This is a genomic window from Terrabacter sp. 2TAF16 (assembly GCF_052115065.1).
Taxonomy (GTDB): domain Bacteria; phylum Actinomycetota; class Actinomycetes; order Actinomycetales; family Dermatophilaceae; genus Terrabacter.
This window is the reverse complement of record NZ_JBFRFZ010000014.1, coordinates 80,055-97,762: the sequence shown is the minus strand read 5'-3', so window position 1 is coordinate 97,762 and position 17,708 is coordinate 80,055. Positions and strand designations below refer to the sequence as shown.

Annotated in this window: 16 protein-coding genes; 6 read left to right on the top strand and 10 right to left on the bottom strand. The window is 71.9% G+C overall.

The features are described 5' to 3' along the window. Positions 1–1,154, bottom strand: a 1,154-nt coding sequence (locus tag AB4Z14_RS18845; RefSeq protein ID WP_442276538.1) for a DUF222 domain-containing protein, incomplete at its 3' end; no start/stop codon positions are given. Positions 1,155–1,298: 144 nt separating this feature from the next. Between AB4Z14_RS18845 and AB4Z14_RS18840 the strand changes: the two genes are divergently transcribed. The 4 genes from AB4Z14_RS18840 (at position 1,299) to AB4Z14_RS18825 (ending at position 7,026) form a co-directional block, all read left to right on the top strand. Then, positions 1,299–2,126: a phosphatase PAP2 family protein gene (locus AB4Z14_RS18840; protein ID WP_442276537.1), complete on the top strand. Its 828-nt coding sequence runs from the start codon at positions 1,299–1,301 to the stop codon at positions 2,124–2,126. A 142-nt stretch (positions 2,127–2,268) separates the two neighbouring features. Further along, positions 2,269–3,087 (top strand): hypothetical protein, encoded by an 819-nt coding sequence (locus AB4Z14_RS18835; protein ID WP_442276536.1) that lies wholly within the window; start codon positions 2,269–2,271, stop codon positions 3,085–3,087. A 38-nt stretch (positions 3,088–3,125) separates the two neighbouring features. Then, positions 3,126–5,282 carry a glycogen debranching N-terminal domain-containing protein gene (locus AB4Z14_RS18830; protein WP_442276535.1) on the top strand — a complete coding sequence of 719 codons (2,157 nt, stop codon included), beginning with the start codon at positions 3,126–3,128 and terminating at the stop codon, positions 5,280–5,282. A gap of 58 nt (positions 5,283–5,340) precedes the next feature. Then, entirely contained in the window at positions 5,341–7,026 is a 1,686-nt protein-coding gene (locus AB4Z14_RS18825) for an FAD-dependent oxidoreductase (RefSeq protein ID WP_442276534.1), read from the top strand. Positions 7,027–7,048: 22 nt separating this feature from the next. Here the strand turns inward: AB4Z14_RS18825 and AB4Z14_RS18820 are convergent, their stop codons facing one another. From AB4Z14_RS18820 to AB4Z14_RS18800, 5 genes are all read right to left on the bottom strand, one after another. Continuing rightward, positions 7,049–7,342: a hypothetical protein gene (locus tag AB4Z14_RS18820; protein ID WP_442276533.1), complete on the bottom strand. Its 294-nt coding sequence runs from the start codon at positions 7,340–7,342 to the stop codon at positions 7,049–7,051. 89 nt (positions 7,343–7,431) lie between these two features. After that, entirely contained in the window at positions 7,432–8,055 is a 624-nt protein-coding gene (locus AB4Z14_RS18815) for an FMN-binding negative transcriptional regulator (RefSeq protein WP_442276532.1), read from the bottom strand. Between the two features lie 86 nt (positions 8,056–8,141). Beyond that, positions 8,142–8,414, bottom strand: coding sequence for a hypothetical protein (locus AB4Z14_RS18810; protein ID WP_442276531.1), 273 nt, complete (start codon positions 8,412–8,414; stop codon positions 8,142–8,144). Further along, positions 8,411–9,280, bottom strand: a complete 870-nt coding sequence (locus AB4Z14_RS18805; RefSeq protein ID WP_056772331.1) for a DUF4097 family beta strand repeat-containing protein — start codon at positions 9,278–9,280, stop codon at positions 8,411–8,413. Before AB4Z14_RS18805 ends, AB4Z14_RS18810 begins: the two co-directional genes overlap by 4 nt. 80 nt (positions 9,281–9,360) lie before the next feature. Beyond that, on the bottom strand, positions 9,361–9,921 hold the full coding sequence (locus tag AB4Z14_RS18800) for a toxin-antitoxin system HicB family antitoxin (protein ID WP_056772334.1): 561 nt from the start codon (positions 9,919–9,921) through the stop codon (positions 9,361–9,363). Positions 9,922–10,027: 106 nt separating this feature from the next. Here AB4Z14_RS18800 and AB4Z14_RS18795 point away from each other — a divergent pair, with 106 nt between their 5' ends. Both AB4Z14_RS18795 and AB4Z14_RS18790 read left to right on the top strand, forming a co-directional pair. After that, positions 10,028–11,344, top strand: a complete 1,317-nt coding sequence (locus tag AB4Z14_RS18795) for an MBL fold metallo-hydrolase (RefSeq protein ID WP_442276530.1) — start codon at positions 10,028–10,030, stop codon at positions 11,342–11,344. Positions 11,345–11,447: 103 nt separating this feature from the next. Continuing rightward, a complete protein-coding gene (locus AB4Z14_RS18790; protein WP_442276529.1) occupies positions 11,448–12,545 on the top strand; it encodes an MBL fold metallo-hydrolase in 1,098 nt (365 codons plus the stop codon). A 27-nt stretch (positions 12,546–12,572) separates the two neighbouring features. Here the strand turns inward: AB4Z14_RS18790 and AB4Z14_RS18785 are convergent, their stop codons facing one another. The 4 genes from AB4Z14_RS18785 to AB4Z14_RS18770 form a co-directional block, all read right to left on the bottom strand. Further along, entirely contained in the window at positions 12,573–13,076 is a 504-nt protein-coding gene (locus tag AB4Z14_RS18785) for a GtrA family protein (RefSeq protein WP_442276528.1), read from the bottom strand. 14 nt (positions 13,077–13,090) lie between these two features. Continuing rightward, positions 13,091–15,064 (bottom strand): glycosyltransferase family 39 protein, encoded by a 1,974-nt coding sequence (locus AB4Z14_RS18780; RefSeq protein WP_442276527.1) that lies wholly within the window; start codon positions 15,062–15,064, stop codon positions 13,091–13,093. Between the two features lie 188 nt (positions 15,065–15,252). Beyond that, positions 15,253–16,944, bottom strand: coding sequence for a sensor histidine kinase (locus AB4Z14_RS18775; protein ID WP_442276526.1), 1,692 nt, complete (start codon positions 16,942–16,944; stop codon positions 15,253–15,255). Then, the gene (locus tag AB4Z14_RS18770) at positions 16,922–17,659 is read right to left on the bottom strand and encodes a response regulator transcription factor (RefSeq protein WP_020142123.1); all 738 of its coding nucleotides are present in this window, start codon (positions 17,657–17,659) and stop codon (positions 16,922–16,924) included. The genes AB4Z14_RS18775 and AB4Z14_RS18770 overlap by 23 nt, the downstream gene beginning before the upstream one ends. Positions 17,660–17,708 lie beyond the last annotated feature (49 nt).

Below are 17,708 nucleotides of genomic sequence, written 5' to 3'. Positions count from 1 at the left end.
TGGTGGATCTCGAGGTGGTGGGTGGAGGCGCAGCCGGGGAAGCGGCAGCCGCGGTCGCGGTCCAGGACCAGGACGCGGGTGCGGTGGGGGACGACGCGGTGGGCGCGGCCGACGTTGACGGGGTGTCCGTCGGTCTCCCAGACCGGGGTCAGGGTGCCGTCGCAGGTCAGCTGGTTGGTGATGTGTTGGGGCAGGCGGGGGCGGCCGGTGAGCCAGCCACCGTCGGTGTCGAGGTGGACCTGCACCCGGTAGCGAGCCCGCCGGGCAGCTCCACCCGAGCCGCTCGAAGCACTGGAACGTCCGGCACCGTCGGCGCCGGACGTGGTGGCGGCGTCGAGGGAGCGGGTGGCGAGCACGATGAGGGCGTCGGCCCAGGTGACGCGGGGCCGGCCGCCGTCGACCTCGGTCCAGGTCGGGTGCAGCACGTCGCCGTTGAGCAGCTGCCGGTCGGGCTCCAGCCCGTCGGGGGTGAGGGTGTGGAAGAGGTGGTCCTTGGCCTCGGCGAGGGCGGCTTCGACGAGCGCGCCGACCTCGGCCGGGGCGTCGTAGCGCAGCCGGAACAGCCCGTCGGCGTCGAGGCCCATGCTCAGGTGGGCCGGCTCGACCGGCGCCCGCTTCCCCGACCCACCGTCGCCGCCGTCGCCGCCCTCCTGGTCGCTCTCGTCACCGCTCTCGTCACCAGGCGGTATCTCGCCGGGCAGGATCTCTCCGGGCAGGCCGCGGCCGCGGTCGTCGACGCTGTCGGGTTGGAGGGTGAAGTCGTAGCGGGTGACGGTGCGCTGCAGCTGGGTCACCGTCGCGTGCCGCGCGAACTGCGCGACCGTGGTGTCGAACGCGGCCGGGGTGTGCCGGGCCACGACCGCCGCCTGGTCCAGGCTGATCCGTCCCTCCCGCAACGCGGCGACGGTGGCGGGCAGCTCCCCGGCGCGGCGGGCCAGCAGCACCATCGCACCGGCCTGGCCCCGCGAGAGGCCCGCCCGGAGCATCAGCCAGTGCTCCGGCGACCGCAGCCCCGCGGCCTGCCAGGACCCGTCGGCGAGGACCGCGACGACGAAGTCGACGAGCCGGGCGTGCGCGTCGTGCAGGTCGGCGGCCAGGGACGCGACGTGGTCCCAGTCCTGCTCGATCTGCTGCGTGCTCCGGCTCTGCTCCATACCCTCTATCGTACAGGTGTTCGAACGCCCGGACAAGACTTGTCCACACGAAAACGTCTGTCCCGCAATGGGTTACGTCTCAACGGGACGCGCCGGACGGCATACCTCTGCGGCTGGACGGCCGCTCGTGGGTAAGGATGGGGCATGCCAGAGCCCACGCGCCCGCAGACCCCGGACGACACCATCGGGGCGCGCGACCTCACCGCCTGGCACACCCGCTTCGGCCGGTGGCTCGTCGACCTCTTCGCCGTCCTGGCCCGCGTCTCGCGCCCCGCCGCACGACGCGTCGCATCGTGGTCCTCCGCGCACGTGGCTTTCGTGGTCTTCGCCGTCATCGCGCTCGTCGTCATGGTCGCCCTCGTCGAGGGCATCGAGACGGTCTACGAGGGTGTCGTCGGGCGCAACGGGCTGACCGCCGTCGACCAGCCGGTGCTCGATGCGGCGATCACGCTCCGCTCTCCCGGGCTCGACTCCGCGGTCACGGCCTTCACCGACGTCGGCGGTCCGGTCGGCATGCCGATCCTCGCCCTCGTCGCCGTCGCGATCATCACGTGGCGCCGGCGCCGGTGGACGCCGATCGTCCTCACCGTCATCGCCGCGGCCGGGTCGCTCGCGATGACGATCGTCGGCAAGAACGTCGTCGACCGTGCGCGCCCACCGGCCTCGCTCGCCGTGCCACCGCTCGAGGTCTCGCCGTCGTTCCCGAGCGGTCACACCCTCAACGCGACGGTGCTGACGACGATCGTGGTCTACCTCGTCCTCATCGAGACGACGGCCGCCTGGCAGCGGACCCTCGCGATCACGATCGGCACGATCTTCGTCCTCGCGATGGGGCTCTCCCGCGTCTTCCTCGGGCACCACTGGCTCACCGACGTGCTCGCCGGCTGGCTCATCGGCCTGGCCTGGGCCCTCGCCGTCATCACCGCCCACCGCCTCTGGCTCACCCTTCAGAGGGATCACCCACCTGTTTGACGACGTCCGTTGGGCCGCACCAGTCAACTCCCCACCTAGGCTGCACTCAGATGTTGCAGTCCACGCGACGGAAGGTGAACGCATGAGCTCCTTGGATGCCGATGACTCGGGATGGCGCCGTCTAGCGTTGTACATCCTCGTCATGGCTGTCAGCGTGTTAGCTCCAGGGGCTATCATCTTGTCGCTATCACTGCTCTGGCTCTCTGCATCGCAGACTCTGCAAGTCTCTGGACTGACAAAGGCCATGGAGGAAAGTGGCTCCTTTAGCTCACTCTTCTTGACTGCTGCCTTGAGCCTGAGCTTCATCTTCGGATACACGGCCCGTGCTCTCGGGTTTAGGCTGGTCCGCGGAATTGAGGCAACACAAGACATTGGCACGCAACGCAGATTTGGAAGCCGAGTTCGATCGGCCTGGTCAAAGGCGGCAAAGAGGCTTTTCCACGGGGCGTTAGAGGGCGACACCTGCGGAGGCACTTACGATTCCCTTGAACAGGGTTACGGTTCTTCCGTTTGTCGCGAGGCCCTGCGCCTCCACCCGGCAATGGCACCGATCCTCAAGCCTTCCGACCCGTCACACTTGCTCAGAGACAGACGGTTCGACGAGGTCTTTGTCTATGCGAAACTCTGGCTGCGTCGTATGGCGCCGCCACTCAACATCGACTCGGTAGAGGTGGAGGTGAATATCCTCTGCGCCAGCGTGATTCCTATTGCATTATCGGCGCCTATATTTGCCACGATGGTAGACGTGCCGGCCTATTTCAGTTGGCCACTAGCCGTGATATTCGCGTTTCTCATTGTCTTCTTTGTCATTGAGAACGCATTGAAACTTCGGAAGTCCGAGCGATATGAGGCCTTCCGGAACGTTGTGGCTGACTGCGCCATGCGTCTGGCGGCTGAATCATTTGCAAAGGCGAGCAACACCGCGCCAGCAGCGTCACCTGCCACCCGTCTGGGCGACTAGAACGAATGAATCCTTTGAGTCCGCGACCACCCAGCTCCATGGCTACCACGCCTAGCAAGAACGTCCGACGGATGGTGGCGTCCGACGCGCCGCTCCTCCCTCGCCAGCCCTGGCTGCACGAGCTGTCCATCGTCGTCGACGGGAACGCGACGGTGCTCTCGGACCGCTCGGGTGACGTGCTCCCCGGCACGAGCCAGGGGCTCTACGTCGACGACCGGCGCATCCTCGGCACGCTGCGCCTCGAGGTCGCGGGAGAGACACCGGACTTCGTGGCCGAGCGCGCGTCGGGCGCGGCCGCCGACTACGCCGCGGCCGCGCGCGGGCTGGGCAACCCCGGCCCCGACCCGACCGTCGAGGTGCTCCGCAGCAGGCGCCTGCTCGGCTCGGGCACCCGAACCCTCACCGAGCACGTCGCCATCACCTCGCGGGCCGCGCAGACCGTGCAGGCTCCCCTTCGACTCGTCGTCGCCGGCGACGGCCTCGACATCGGCGCCGTGAAGTCCGGCCACCTCAGCGGGCCCCCCACCACAGCCACCGCGACGGCCGACGGTCTCGTCCTCACCGACGACTGGCACCGCACGACCGTCGCCCTCGAGGAGCTCCCCCCGGGCGCCACGGTGGCCGTGCGGCCGGGTGACGACGGTTCCGTCGCGCTCGAGACGACCCTCGTCGTCGAGCCCGGACGCACCACCTCGGCCTGCCTGCGCATCACCACGGAGCGGCTGCAGGCCTCCGCCTTCGACGCCGACCCCGGCTCCGACGCGCTGGCCTGGGACGACGTGCGCGTCACCGCCCAGGACCACCGGCTCGCACGCACCGTCGAACGTGGCCTCGACGACCTGCGCCACCTCGTCCTGCGCGACCCGGAATCGCCCGATCACGTCTTCGCGGCAGCCGGAACCCCTTGGTACCTCACGCTCTTCGGCCGCGACTCCCTCTGGACGGCACGCCTGCTGCTCCCCTTCGGCACCGACCTGGCCGAGGGGACGCTGCACACCCTCGCCCGACGCCAGGGCACGACGCACGACCCCGTGACGGGCGAGGCGCCCGGCAAGATCCCGCACGAGCTGCGGCGCCACGTGCACCGCGACACGACCACGGGGATGACGCTGCCGCAGGTCTACTACGGCACCGTCGACGCGACCGCCCTCTGGGTCTGCCTCCTCGCCGAGGCGTGCGACTGGGGCCTGCCGCCCGAGCGCGCCCGCCCCCTGCTGCCGCCCCTGCGGGCGGCCGTCGCCTGGCTCATCGGCGACGGTCAGCCCGACGACGACGGTCTGCTCAAGTACCTCGACACGTCCGGTACCGGCCTCGCCAACCAGGGCTGGAAGGACTCCGGCGACTCGATCCGCTGGCGCGACGGCACCGTCGCCGACGCCCCCATCGCGCTCGTCGAGGCGCAGGCGTATGCCGTCGAGGCCCTCCGCGCCGCCGCACGCCTCCACCGGTCGCTCGGTGACGACGACACCGAGGCCGCCACCGAGGCCGACGCCGCGGACGCCGCGGCGACCGCTCTCGAGGGCCGGGTGCGCGACCGCTTCTGGGTCGACACCGACGCGGGCCACCACCTCGCCATCGCCCTCGACGGCGCGGGCCGAGCGGTCGACGGGCTCGGCTCCAACATGGGCCACGTGCTCGGCACGAGCGCACTGACCCCCGCCGAGGCGGCCTCGGTGGCGGCCACCGTGACCGGTCGCGAGCTGCTCGACGACTTCGGCGTGCGCACCTTCGGCACCGGCAACGGCGGCTTCAACCCCATCGGCTACCACACCGGCTCGATCTGGACCCACGACACCGCGATCACGGCGATCGGTTTGTCCCGTGAGGGATTCGGCGCCGAGGCGAGCGAGGTCGCGCGGACCCTGCTCGCGTCGGCCGAGGCCTTCTCCTACCGCTGGCCCGAGCTCTACTCCGGTCTCGCGCTGGCCGGTGCGCCGACGCCCTACCCGGCGTCGTGCCGGCCGCAGGCGTGGTCGGCGGCCTCCGCCGTCGCGCTGCTCACGGTGGCGCTCCGTCCACGACCCGACGCGGCCACCCGCACGCTGCACCTCTCGCCGGTGCGACCCGCCCCCTACGGGGCGCTGCGCGTCGCGGGACTGCGCTTCTGCGGCGGCCGCGTCGACCTCGCCGTCTCGGCCGACGGTGACGTCGAGGTGCTCAGCGCACCCGACGACGTCACGGTCGTCACCGACTGAGGCGACGGCATACTCCACGGCATGTTGCCGGAGGGCCGGGGCTCCTAGGATCGGCAGGGTGAAGCCGGCGATCATCCTCGTGTCCGAGACCCGCTGCGACGAGCTGCTCGACGAGTTCGGGCGCTACGCCCGCGACTACGAGCTGCCCACCGCCACCTCCGCGCACGAGGCGAAGCTGGCCGCGAAGCGCGTCGTCGCCGAGGGCGGCCAGGTGGCGATGTTCGTCACCGAGTCCCGCCTGCCCGACGCCGACGTGCACGAGGCCTTCCACTGGTGGCGCCAGACGGTGCCGACCGCCCGCCGGGTCATCGCCGCGCACGTGTCGACCTTCAGGGAGGACGCCGAGCGCCTCCGCGGTGGCATGGCCAAGGGCAAGTACGACGCCTACCTGCTCGCGCCGCGGGGTGCCCGCGACGAGGAGTTCCACACCGCCATCTGCGAGCTGCTGTCCGACTGGGGCTCGACGGTGGCCGAGCCCGAGGTCGTGGCGGTTGCCCTCGTCTCGCCCGTCGAGGACGCCCTGACCCTGAGCATCCGCGACTACCTCGACCGGATGGGCCTGCCCAACCGCCTCTACGCGCCCGAGAGCGAGAAGGGCCGGCACGTCCTCGCGCTCGTCGCTGCCGAGAGCGGCGAGGCGGAGTTCCCGCTCTTCATGGACCTCAACCAGCGCGTCGGCAGTGCCAGGAGCGTGCGCGACGTCGCGTCCGCGATCTACGGCCGCCCGGCCGACGTCGACGTCGACCGCGTCGTCGACGTCGCCATCGTCGGAGCCGGCCCGGCGGGTCTCGCGGCCGCCGTCTACGCCTCGTCCGAGGGACTGAGCACCGTCGTGCTCGAGGCCGAGGCCGTCGGCGGGCAGGCGGGCACCTCGTCGATGATCCGCAACTACCTCGGCTTCCCGAGGGGCATCAGCGGTATGCGGCTCGCCCAGCGGGCGCGCAACCAGGCCATCCGCTTCGGCACGCAGTTCTTCTCCGGCTGGCCGGTGACGTCACTCGTGCCCGGCGAGGTGGACGCCGAAGGCGTCCTCGCGCCGCACCGCCTCCGCACCGAGGGCGGCGACCTGCTCGCCCGCGCAGTCGTCGTGTCGGCCGGGGTGAAGTACCGCCGCCTCGACGCGCCGGGCATCGAGCGCCTCGTCGGGCTCGGCGTGCACTACGGCAGCGCCATGACGGCGGCCCGCGAGATGGAGGGGGCCGACGTCGTCGTCGTCGGTGGCGGCAACTCGGCGGGGCAGGCGGCGATCCACCTGGCCCGCTTCGCCCGCACGGTGACGATCCTCGTGCGGCGCGCATCGCTCGCAGAGACGATGTCGAGCTACCTCGTCGGCGAGATCGCCTACAACCCTCGGATCTCCGTGCTCGCCTGCTCCGAGGTCGTCGAGGGTGGGCCCGGCGAGGACGGCCGGCTCGGGTGGGTCACCGTGCGCAACACCGCCGACGGCACGCAGGAACGGCGCGAGTGCCGCGGCCTCTTCCTGCTCATCGGCGCGGCGCCGCACTGCGACTGGCTGCCCGACGAGGTGGTCCGGGACGAACGGGGCTTCGTCCTGACCGGCCGCGACGTGCCGCAGGACCGCTGGCGCGACGGTCTGCCGCCCGAGAGCCTCGAGACGACGGTTCACGGCGTCTTCGCGGCCGGGGACATCCGCGCGGGCTCGATGAAGCGCGTGGCGTCGGCGAGCGGCGAGGGCGCCTCGGTCGTGCCGCTCGTGCACGCCTGGCTCGACCCGTCGCACTGACGACCGGGACGAGGACGAGCGGTCAGAGGCGGATGAGCTGGCCGTCGCGGAACGAGTAGCGGTAGGCCGTCGTCGTCGCCGCCGGCAGGTTGGCCGGGTGAGCCGCGTGGTTGCGGTGCGGGTGCGGCGTCGGTGCGGACGCGGTGCGGACGGGCGTCAGACCGCCGGCGACGCCTGCGGCGTGCGCCTCCCCGGCCCCCAGGGCCGTGGTGCCGACGAAGGCGACGGCGACGGCAGCGCCGGCTGCGCCGAGGCCACGACGGAGCGTGGCACGGAAGGTCGAGGGAGCAGTTCCGGGGCGGGGTGTCGTGTCCATGTCCCCACGTTCGCGCCGGTGCCTGTGGGGCATCTGTGCCCGGGTGATGCATTCGGCATGGGCTGGGCGGCCTTGTGCCGCAGCGGCGTTCAGCCCCGGAGGGTACGTTCCATCTCGTCGGCCACCACGAGCGCGGCACCGGTGCCCTCGGCACGCATCCCCGCGATCGCTCCCTCGCGGTCGGCGTCCGACCGGTTCTGGCTCAGCTTGGCCTTGCCCTCGACCGACTGGACGACGACCTCGATGCCGACGATGGCCCGCAACCGCCCGCGGACGTACTTCGGCGGGGCATCGGTGACGGACCACGGCAGCTCGCGCCCGGACTCGTGCCGCTCGGTGAGCCGGGTGACGACGTCGAGCACCCAGTCGGGGTCGTCGTGGACGGTGACGGCGCCACGCAGCTGGACCTCGGTGTAGTTCCACGTCGGCACGACGCGTCCGTGCTCGGCCTTGGTGGCGTACCACCCCGGGGAGACGTACGCGTCGGCACCGCCCACGACGACGAGTCCTGGCGACCCCGGCGCGATGCGCGCCCAGTGGTCGTTCGCCCGGGCGAGGTGGCCGACGACGCGGTCGCCGTCGACGATGACGGGCAGCAGGGTGGAGTCCGGACGACCGTCGGGCCCGACGGTCACGAGGCGTGCGGCCGGATGGGCCGCGAGGAAGGCCGTGACGTCGGGGTCGGCCATGGCGTTCGCCGTGGGCACGTACATCCTCCGATGGTGCCACGCGCCCGGTGGGCGAAGCTGCACGGAGCCCGCCGACGGGGGTCGACGGGCTCCGGGGTGTGGGATGGGCTTCAGCTGTGCCGGTGCGGGGCCCTACGGGGTGCCGCGGTCCAGGGACGCGGGCTGCCGGCGTGCGGCGCGGGCACGACGTGCAGGTCGGCGCCCCCGGGACGCTCGGCGGAGGGGTCGAGCCGCTCGGCGAGGCTGCGCAGCAGGAGTGCGGCCCGGACGTGCCGGCGGGTGCGACCCGACTTGGGGGCGTGGTGGCGGGCGGCGACGCGCTCGACGATGCGGTCGCGGGCGATCGCCTCCTGGGGCGACAGGCTCAGCGTCCCGGTGCTCATGCGAGGCTCACCTGCGCCCGCTTGACCCGGATGTCGCCGCTGCCCGAGTGTACGACGAGGCGCGCCTGGGCCTCGGAGTCCCCCGGTCCCGAGGTCTCCTCGAGGTCGATGTCGACGTCGCCGGTGACGGTGTTGAGGTCGAGGTAGGCCGCGACCCCGTGGGCGACGGCGATGGTGACGTCGCCCGTGCCGGTCCTGGCCCGGACCTCGCCGCCGTGCACACCGTCGAGGCTGACGTCCCCCGTGCCGGTCGTCAGCTCGAGGTCGCCGGTCGAGGCGCCGATGTGGAGGTCGCCCGAGCCCGTCTTGGCCTTGACCGCCGCGTCGGAACGGCGGAGGGAGATGTCGCCGCTGCCCGACGTCAGGTCGAGGCGGCCCCCGCCCGTGCCGACGGTGATGTCGCCCGAGCCGGTCTTGGCGTCGAGGTCGCCGCTCGCCGACTGGAGCGTGATGTCGCCGGAGCCGGACTTGAGCCGGGCCGAGCCGACCTCGTGGAAGGTGAGGTCACCGGCCCCGGTGGCCGCGCGGACCTCGCCGAGCAGCCCGGCCGCCGTGATGTCGCCGGCCCCCGTCTTGGCATCGACCGTGCTCGACGCCGGCAGCTCGACCTCGACGTCGACCGAGCCCTTGGTGCCGAGCGAGAAGAAGCTGTCGCGCAGCTTCGGCGCCAGGACGGACACGTCGTTGCCGTGGGCCTCGACCGTGAACTTCTCGGCGATCTCGGCGCCGTGCTTGCCGTGCGGGTGCAGGCGGACGGTCGTCGTCGGACCGGTGCCGACGGTCAGCGTCAGGTCGCCGACGAGGAGCTCGGCCTTGAGGGTGATGGGACCCGTCGTGTCGAAGCGGGTCTCGAGGGTGGTGCCCATGGGAAATCCCCTTTGCTCTGTGGTCGTGAGGGTGGCGGTCGTGCTGTCGGTGCGCTGGCCGTGAGGCGTCTCGGTGCCGGTCATCGGACCCAGCCCTGCACGCGCTTGTTGGAGGAGCGGTTGCGGCCGGGGGCGCCGGGCCCGAACTGCGGGCCGGGCGGCATCGGCGGGAAGCCGGGCATCGGCGGCACGCCGCTCCCGGTGGCGGCGCGGACCGCGTTGACGATCCACGTGTTGAGCGACTGGCCGCGGCTCGTCGCGAGCTCCTCGGCCCGGACCTTGAGGGCCTCGGGCAGTCGGAGCGTGATCCGCGACGTCTCGGCACCCTCGTCCTCGGGTGACACCACCGTGGTGTCAGCGGTGTCGATCGCCTGGGTGTCGTCGGCGAGAGCCGACGGGCCGCCCCCGACGACGACGAAGACGGGCTCGCGGCCCTGCAGGCGGACCTCGACGGACGTGCCGTCGAGCTCGTTGGTGATCTCGGCCGCAGCGTGCGAGAGGGCGTCCATGAGAGCCAGGCGTGCTGACGAGTCGAGCGCGAAGCCGATCCGCTCGGCGGCCTGCTCGGTCTCCGGACCCATCGCCCTGGCCGCCTGGGCGAGATCCCGACGCAGTGCGTCGACGTACTCGGTGATGTCCATGTGCATCACTATGACACCACCGTGGTGTCACGTCAACACCATGATGACGCCGACGTGTCACGGGGTACGTTCACCCCACTCCTCACGCCTCGCTGAAAGGTGCCCGATGCGCAGCCTCGGAACCTCCGACCGCCCGTCCGTCCGCGCCGTCTCGTCCGCCATCGAGAAGGTCTCCTCGCGCACCCGGGCGCGCCAGTTCGTGCGGGTCATGAACCGGATGGGCGCGTCGCCCGCGGCGATCCTGCCGTTCGTCCAGGACTCCCCGAACTTCACGAACCGCCGCTTCGAGGGCGAGGAGCCGTCCCTGCGTCCGCGGGTCAAGGCCCAGACGAGCGCCCTGCTCGCGGCGATCCGGGTCAGCGGCCGGGGCCGGCCGGCGGGCACCGTGCCGGTCGTCACGGCGAAGCCGCCCCGGCAGCCGGGCGAGCTCGCCGTCACGTGGTACGGCCACGCCACGAGCGTCCTCGAGATCGACGGTGCCCGCTTCCTCATCGACCCCGTCTTCAGCGAGCGTGTGTCGCCGATCCGGCACTCCGGGCCGAAGCGGATGCACCCGGTCCCCGGGTCGATCGCCGACCTGCCGAGCATCGACGCCGTCCTCATCAGCCACGACCACTACGACCACCTCGACCAGCCGTCGATCGTCCGGCTCGAGGAGACGCACCGGCCGCACTACGTCGTGCCCCTCGGCGTCAACGCCCACCTGCTCGCCTGGGGCGTGCCCGAGTCGCGCATCACCGCGCTCGACTGGCGCGGCGAGACCGAGGTCGCCGGCATCCGGCTCACGTGCACCGAGGCGCGGCACAACTCCGGGCGCGGGCTCGTCGACAGCCAGACGCTGTGGGCGGGCTGGGCCCTGCACGGCCCGCGCCACACGGCCTACTTCGCCGGGGACTCGGGCACGTCGAAGCGCTTCGCGGCGATCGGCGCGGACCTCGGCCCGTTCGACGTCACCCTGATGCCGGTCGGGGCCTACGACTCGTTCTGGCCCGACATCCACATGGACCCGGAGCAGGCCCTCGCCGCGCACCGCGACGTCAACCGCATCGGCGACGAGGCCCACGCCCTCACCGAGGACGCCGCAGGCGTGGCCGACGACTTCATCGAGGGCGACCAGCGCATCGACACGCCGGGCGGCACCCACGAGGAGGGCGATCCCACCGAGACGACCCGCACCGTGCAGACCGCCGCACGCGAGTCGCTCCTCATCCCGATCCACTGGGCCACCTTCAACCTCTCGATGCACTGGTGGGCCGAGCCCGTACGCCGCATCCGCCGGGCCGCGGTCGAGGCGCGGGTCCCCGTCGCCTTCCCCCGCGTCGGCGAGCGCGTCGACCTCACGACCGGTGACGCCGTCAGCGTCGCGGCCGCCCACGCCGAGCCGTGGTGGGAGGACTGCGCGGCGCCCGAGGACCGCGACTGAGGGTCGGGAACTCGGGCGGCCCGCCCGACGCTGGACGAGAATGACGGCAGCCCGCACTCGCGTGGCCGCCCGAGCCGTGAGGCACGACAGGCAGGAGAAGCCCGTGCAGCTCCCGATCCTCCGACGGATGGGCGCGTCGACCGCGACCCAGCGTCAGCGCGCGAGCGCGTCGCCGAACTACCGTGAGGGCGAGTTCCGCTCCCACGAGCCCACGCACGTCGTCGCGACGTCCGAGGCCGAGGGCCCGGGCAGCATCCTGACGACGATGGTCCGCGAGTTCGGCCGCGGCCGACCCCGGGGCACCGTCCCGCTCGTGACGCCCCGGCACCCGCACGAGCCCGCCGACCTGGCGGTCACGTGGTACGGCCACGCGACGAGCGTCGTCGAGCTCGACGGGCGACGCTTCCTGCTCGACCCCGTCTTCGGCAAGCGGGCCTCGCCGTCGCTCGTCGCCGGGCCCAAGCGCCTCCACCCGGTCCCGGGCCGCATCGCGGAGATCCCGCACCTCGACGCCGTCGTCATCAGTCATGACCACTACGACCACCTCGACGAGCCGTCGATCCGGCAGCTCGAACGCACCCACCGCCCGCACTACGTCGTGCCGCTCGGGGTCGACGCGCACCTGCTGGCGTGGGGCGTGCCCATCGGGCGCATCACGAGCCTCGACTGGCGCGAGGAGACCGAGATCGCGGGCATCCGCATCACGTGCTCCGAGGCCCGACACTTCTCGGGCCGCGGCTTCGTGCGCAACCAGACACTCTGGGCGGCCTGGTCGCTGCGCGGGCCGCGCCACGCGGTCTTCTTCGGGGGCGACTCGGGGCCGACCCACCGCTACGCCGACATCGGTGCCGACCTCGGACCGTTCGACCTCACGATCATCCCGATCGGCGCCTACAGCGTGCACTGGCCCGACATCCACCTCAACCCCGCAGAGGCGATCGACGCGCACCTCGACGTCAACAAGGGTGAGACCGACGCGGTCCTGCTGCCCATCCACTGGGCCACCTTCAACCTCGCGACCCACTGGTGGAGCGAGCCGATCCGCTGGGCGCGACGAGCTGCCGCCGAGCGTGGGGTGCGTATGGTCGCCCCCCGCGTCGGGACGCGGATCCAGTTGAGCGACAACGACATCGACGAGGTCGTCGCCGCGCATCAGGACCCGTGGTGGGAGTCGTGCGCCGACCCCGAGGACCACGACTAGGAGCCCATCCGCTCCGACGGAGCGGCGTCAGCGCTCGCCCTGTGGGCTCTCGAGCACGCCACCGCTCGCGTATGCCGGGTCGTGGCGGTCCGTCGGCTCGCCCGGCGTGCGGAAGATCCACCCGCGCATCGCCAGGAACCTCGCCGCTGTCGACAGCAGGTTGGCCACGGCGACGACGAGGGTCTGGACGAGCGTCCCCGCGGAGGGGGCCACCGTGCCGAGCACGGCGAGCGCGACGGTCGTGGCGGCATACGTGATGGCGAAGATGACGAGCGCCTGGCCGTGGTGCGTCACGAGGTTGCGGCGCCCTGACACCCCGAAGGTCCACGCCCGGTTGAGCCCGGTGTTGACGACCGTCGCGATGACGAGGGCGACGCCGTTGGCCGGCTGGGACGGGGCACCGCCCCGCACCAGGGCCGCGAAGAGGCCGAGGTGCAGGGCGGTGGAGATGACTCCGACGCCGGCGAAGCGGATGACCTGCTGCGAGAGGCGGGCTCGGGACACCGACGCGGAGTCCGACGTGCTCGTCACGGTGGTCCCCGCCGTCACTGGAGGGGCTGGGTCAGGTCGTAGAACGTCGAGCCGTCGATCGTCACCGAGGTGAAGTTCGCCTCCACCCACGAGCTGATCTCCGACGAGGCACTGCTGCCACCGTTCTGGTTGCCGAAGCCCCTGCCGCCACCGGCGAAGTAGTGGATCTGGCCGTTCGCGACGTACTGCTGGAACTGGGCGAGCGTCGGGCTGGGGTCGGAGCCGTTGAAGCCGCCGATCGCCATGACGGGCAGCTGCGTGCCGAGCTGGAGACCGGCCGCCGTCTGGGATCCGACTGCTGCGGCGACCCACGTGTAGTGTCCGGCATCGGCCGAGAGGGCCGCGACGACTGCGGTGCTCGGCGTCGAGGCGTCGAGCAGACCGCCCATGCCGCCGCCACCGGGGCCACGGCTCGACCCGGCGGGACCGGCCGTCACGATGGAGCCGCTGTGGCCCTGGGCGGTGGTCGACACGGCATACGCCCCCGAGCCGGCGAGGCCGGCGACGAGCGCGGCCGCGAGGACGAACGGGACGGCACGGGCGTGCATCCAGCGGGTCGCGAGGATGAGCAGGGCGGCAGCCATGCCGACCGCAAGCACCGAGATGCGCAGCCAGTCGCCGTAGGCCGTCGTCCGCGACAGGAGGATGAAGCTCCACGTCGCGGCGGCCGCGGTCGCGGCGGCGAGGGCGATGGTGCCGACCGCGCTCGAGCGGCGCTGCCAGGCCTCGACCGCACCCATGCCGACGACGGCACCGATCGCGGGGGCCAGGGCCACGGTGTAGTACTCGTGGAAGATGCCGGCCATGAAGGAGAAGACGAGCATCGTGACGACGAGCCAGCCTCCCCAGACGAGGTAGGCGGCGCGGCGCAGGTCCGTGCGCGGGCGACGGCCCCGCAGCCAGACGCCGGCCGCGAGGAGGATCAGCGCGCTCGGGATGAGCCACGAGATCTGGTCGCCGACACTCGAGGAGAACATCCGGAAGAGACCGGTCGAGCCCCACATGCCGCCACCTGCGGTCGGGCCGCCACCGCCGACCGAGCCGGTCTCGTCACCGCTGAGGCGGCCGAGGCCGTTGTAGCCGAAGGTCAGCTCGAGGAACGAGTTGGTCTGGCTGCCACCGATGTAGGGACGGGCCGAGGCCGGGACGAGCTCGACGATCGCGACCCACCAGCCGGCCGAGAGCACCATCGTGCCGACGGCGAGCAGCGAGTGGACGATCCGCTTGCGCAGCGTCGTCGGGGCGGCGATGAGGTAGGCGAGCCCGAAGAAGGGCACGACGAGCAGGACCTGGAGGGTCTTGGTGAGGAAGCCGAGGCCGATGAAGACGCCGACGATCATCATCCACTTCGGCGAGGCCTGCTCGATCGCCCTGATCGTGGCCCAGGCGCCGAGCGCCATGAGGAGCGTCAGGAGCGCGTCGGGGTTGTTGAAGGTGAACATCAGGACCGCGACGGGCGTCAGCGCGAGGACGACACCGCCGATGAGTCCGGCCGCCGCACCGAAGTGGCGCTTGACCGTCGTGTAGACGACGCCGACGGTCGCGACGCCCATGAGCGCCTGCGGCAGCAGGATCGCGAAGGAGCTGAGGCCGAGGAGCCGCACCGAGAGTGCCATCACCCAGAGGGAGGCCGGCGGCTTGTCGACGGTGATCGAGCTCGCGGCGTCGGAGCTGCCGAAGAAGAAGGCCTTCCAGCTGTCGCTGCCGGCCTGGACGGCCGCGGAGTAGAAGGAGTTCGCGTAGCCGCTCGCGGTGAGGTTCCACGTGTAGAGCACGAGAGTGACGAGCAGGAGGCCGAGGAGTGCGGGGCGTGCCCACGACGGGTCGGCGTCGGCTCCGCGCCACAGACGCTGGAGTCGGCCGGGACGACCCGCACGGCTGGCCGGCTGGGTGGTCTGGGGGCGGGCGTCCACCGGCCCGACGGGCGCCGGCGTGGCGCTGCCCGCTGTGCCGGTCGCGCCCGTGGTGGTGAGGGTCATCGTGTCCATGGCTCAACGTTCGGGCGGGCGGCTGTGCCGTTCCTATGACCCGACTTTGGTGCCGGCATGAGGTCCGGGTCGCACTCCGGGCTCACGCCGGAAGCGCGCCATGGCGCACTCCCCGTGGCGTCGAGGTCGGGATGACGGCGGGAAGTGCGCCACGGCGCGGGTCGTCCGGGTGGGGCCCCCGGGCGCGGTCAGGGGGCGGCGGGGAGGAGCAGGCTGAAGGTCGTGTCGCCGGGGCGGCTGTCGAGCTGGACGCGACCACCGTGCGCCTTGCTGACGGCAGCCACGATCGAGAGACCCAGACCGGTGCTGCCACCGTCCCGCACGCGCGCATCATCGCCACGGGCGAAGCGTTCGAACACGTTGGGCTGCAAGGTAGCCGGCACACCTGGTCCGTCGTCGTGGACGGCGACCCGCACCCACTCACCCTCGGGGCGCACCGACGTCGTGACGCGGGTGCCGTCCGGTGTGTGCGTACGCGCGTTGGCGAGCAGGTTGGCCACGACCTGGTGCAGGCGGGCACCGTCACCCGTCACTTCGACGGGCTCGGGCGGCAGGTCGAGGTCCCAGTGGTGGCCGGGCGACGCGGCGTGCGCGTCGCTCACGGCGTTGATGACGAGCATCGACATGTCGACCGTGGTCTCCTCGAGGGGGCGGCCAGCGTCGAGGCGCGCGAGCAGGAGCAGGTCCTCGACGAGCGAGCTCATCCGGTCGGCCTCCGACTCGATGCGGCCCATCGCGTGGGTCACCGTCGGCGGGACGGGGTCGGGCTCGCGGCGCGACAGCTCGGCGTAGCCCTTGATCGAGGCCAGCGGCGTGCGCAGCTCGTGCGAGGCGTCGGCGACGAACTGCCGCACCCGCTGCTCGCTCTGGTGGCGCGCGTTGAGCGCCTCGTCGACGTGGTCGAGCATCTCGTTGAAGGCCGCGCCCACCTGACCGACCTCGGTGCGCGTGTCGGTGTCGATGGGGTCGACCCGAGCCCCGAGCGCGACCTTGCCGGAGTCGAGCGGGGTCTGCGAGACCTTCGTCGCCGTCGCGGCGAGCCGACGGAGCGGCTCGAGGTTGCGCCGGACGAGCCACGTCCCGAGGACGGCCACGAGGATGATGCCCGCGGCGACCGTGCTGATCGCGAGCACGACCATGCGCCCCACGATGGCGTCGGTCGGGGCGGTCGAGATCCCGGCCACGTAGGTGCCCAGGACCTCGTTGCCGGTCTGGAGATTGCGGATCGGACGGGTGGTCGCGACCACGCGGTAGCGCCCGGCGTCCCCGAGATCGAGGGTCTTCGGGACCGATCCGAGGCCAGCCGCCTTGACCATGGTGATCTGGGCGCTCGTGAGACTCGTGCGCTCACCGGACCGGTACACGTAGCCCGCGTCGCCGTCCGTCGTGAGGAAGACCTCCGTCCGGTCGGCTCCAGGACCGCCGACGGCGACCCCGTCGTTGTCGCCACCGCGGACCGGATGGAGGAGGGAGTCGGAGAGCTGCTTGTCGACCTGTCCGATGAGGGACTGGCTCAGCGCCGTCACGGTGAAGACCGCGGTCATCATGCTGAGCACGGTGAAGAGAGCGAGCATCGACGCGACGAGCTTGGCGCGCAGCGTCCAGGCCGACCACGGCCGGACCTGGTCGCGCGCGTGGGCGAGGCGCCGGCGCAGCGGCACGCGGGTCTCGGCCTCGCCGTCCTGTCCGGACTCGGGACGCACCGCGGCCTCGGCAGGAGCCGGCGCGGCATACGTCATCCGGTCGTCGGTGTCGTCGTCGAGGTCGTCGCGGAAGCCGACGCCCTCGGGGAAGAGGTCGGGCGCGGTCGCGTCGTCGTCGGGCAGGTCGGCGCGGTCCGGCAGCTCGGTGCCCGCCTCAGGCGGCCGGCTTGAGGACATACCCGGCTCCTCGCATGGTGTGGATCATCGGCTCGCGACCCGCGTCGATCTTCTTGCGCAGGTAGGAGATGTAGAGCTCGACGACGTTGGCCTGGCCGCCGAAGTCGTAGTTCCACACGCGGTCGAGGATCTGCGCCTTCGAGAGGACCCGCTTGGGGTTGCGCATGAGGTAGCGCAGCAGCTCGAACTCCGTTGCGGTCAGGTGGATCTCCTCGCTGCCGCGCATCACCTCGTGGCTGTCCTCGTCGAGGGTGAGGTCACCGACGACGAGCACCGAGTCGGACGCCGACACGGCGATGGTCGTGCGGCGCATGAGGGCACGGACGCGTGCGACGACCTCCTCGAGCGAGAAGGGCTTCGTGACGTAGTCGTCGCCGCCGGCGGTGAGGCCCGAGACGCGGTCCTCGACGGCGTCCTTGGCGGTGAGGAAGAGGACGGGCACGTTGCTGTTGTCGGCACGCATGCGTCGCAGCACCTCGAGTCCGTCGAAGTCGGGGAGCATCATGTCGAGCACGACGGCGTCGGGGTCGAACTCGCGGGCCGCGCGCACGGCCTCCATGCCGGTGCCGGCGGCGCGCACCTCCCAGCCCTCGTAGCGCAGGGCCATGCCGAGCAGCTCGGTGAGGTTGGCCTCGTCGTCGACGACGAGCACCCGCACCGGGGATCCGTCGAGTCGCTGGAGTCGGGCCGCTGCGGGCTTGGTCTTCTCGCTCATGTCATCCAGTGAAACCCCTGGGCCTGTGCCGTGACCAGTACCTTCCTGT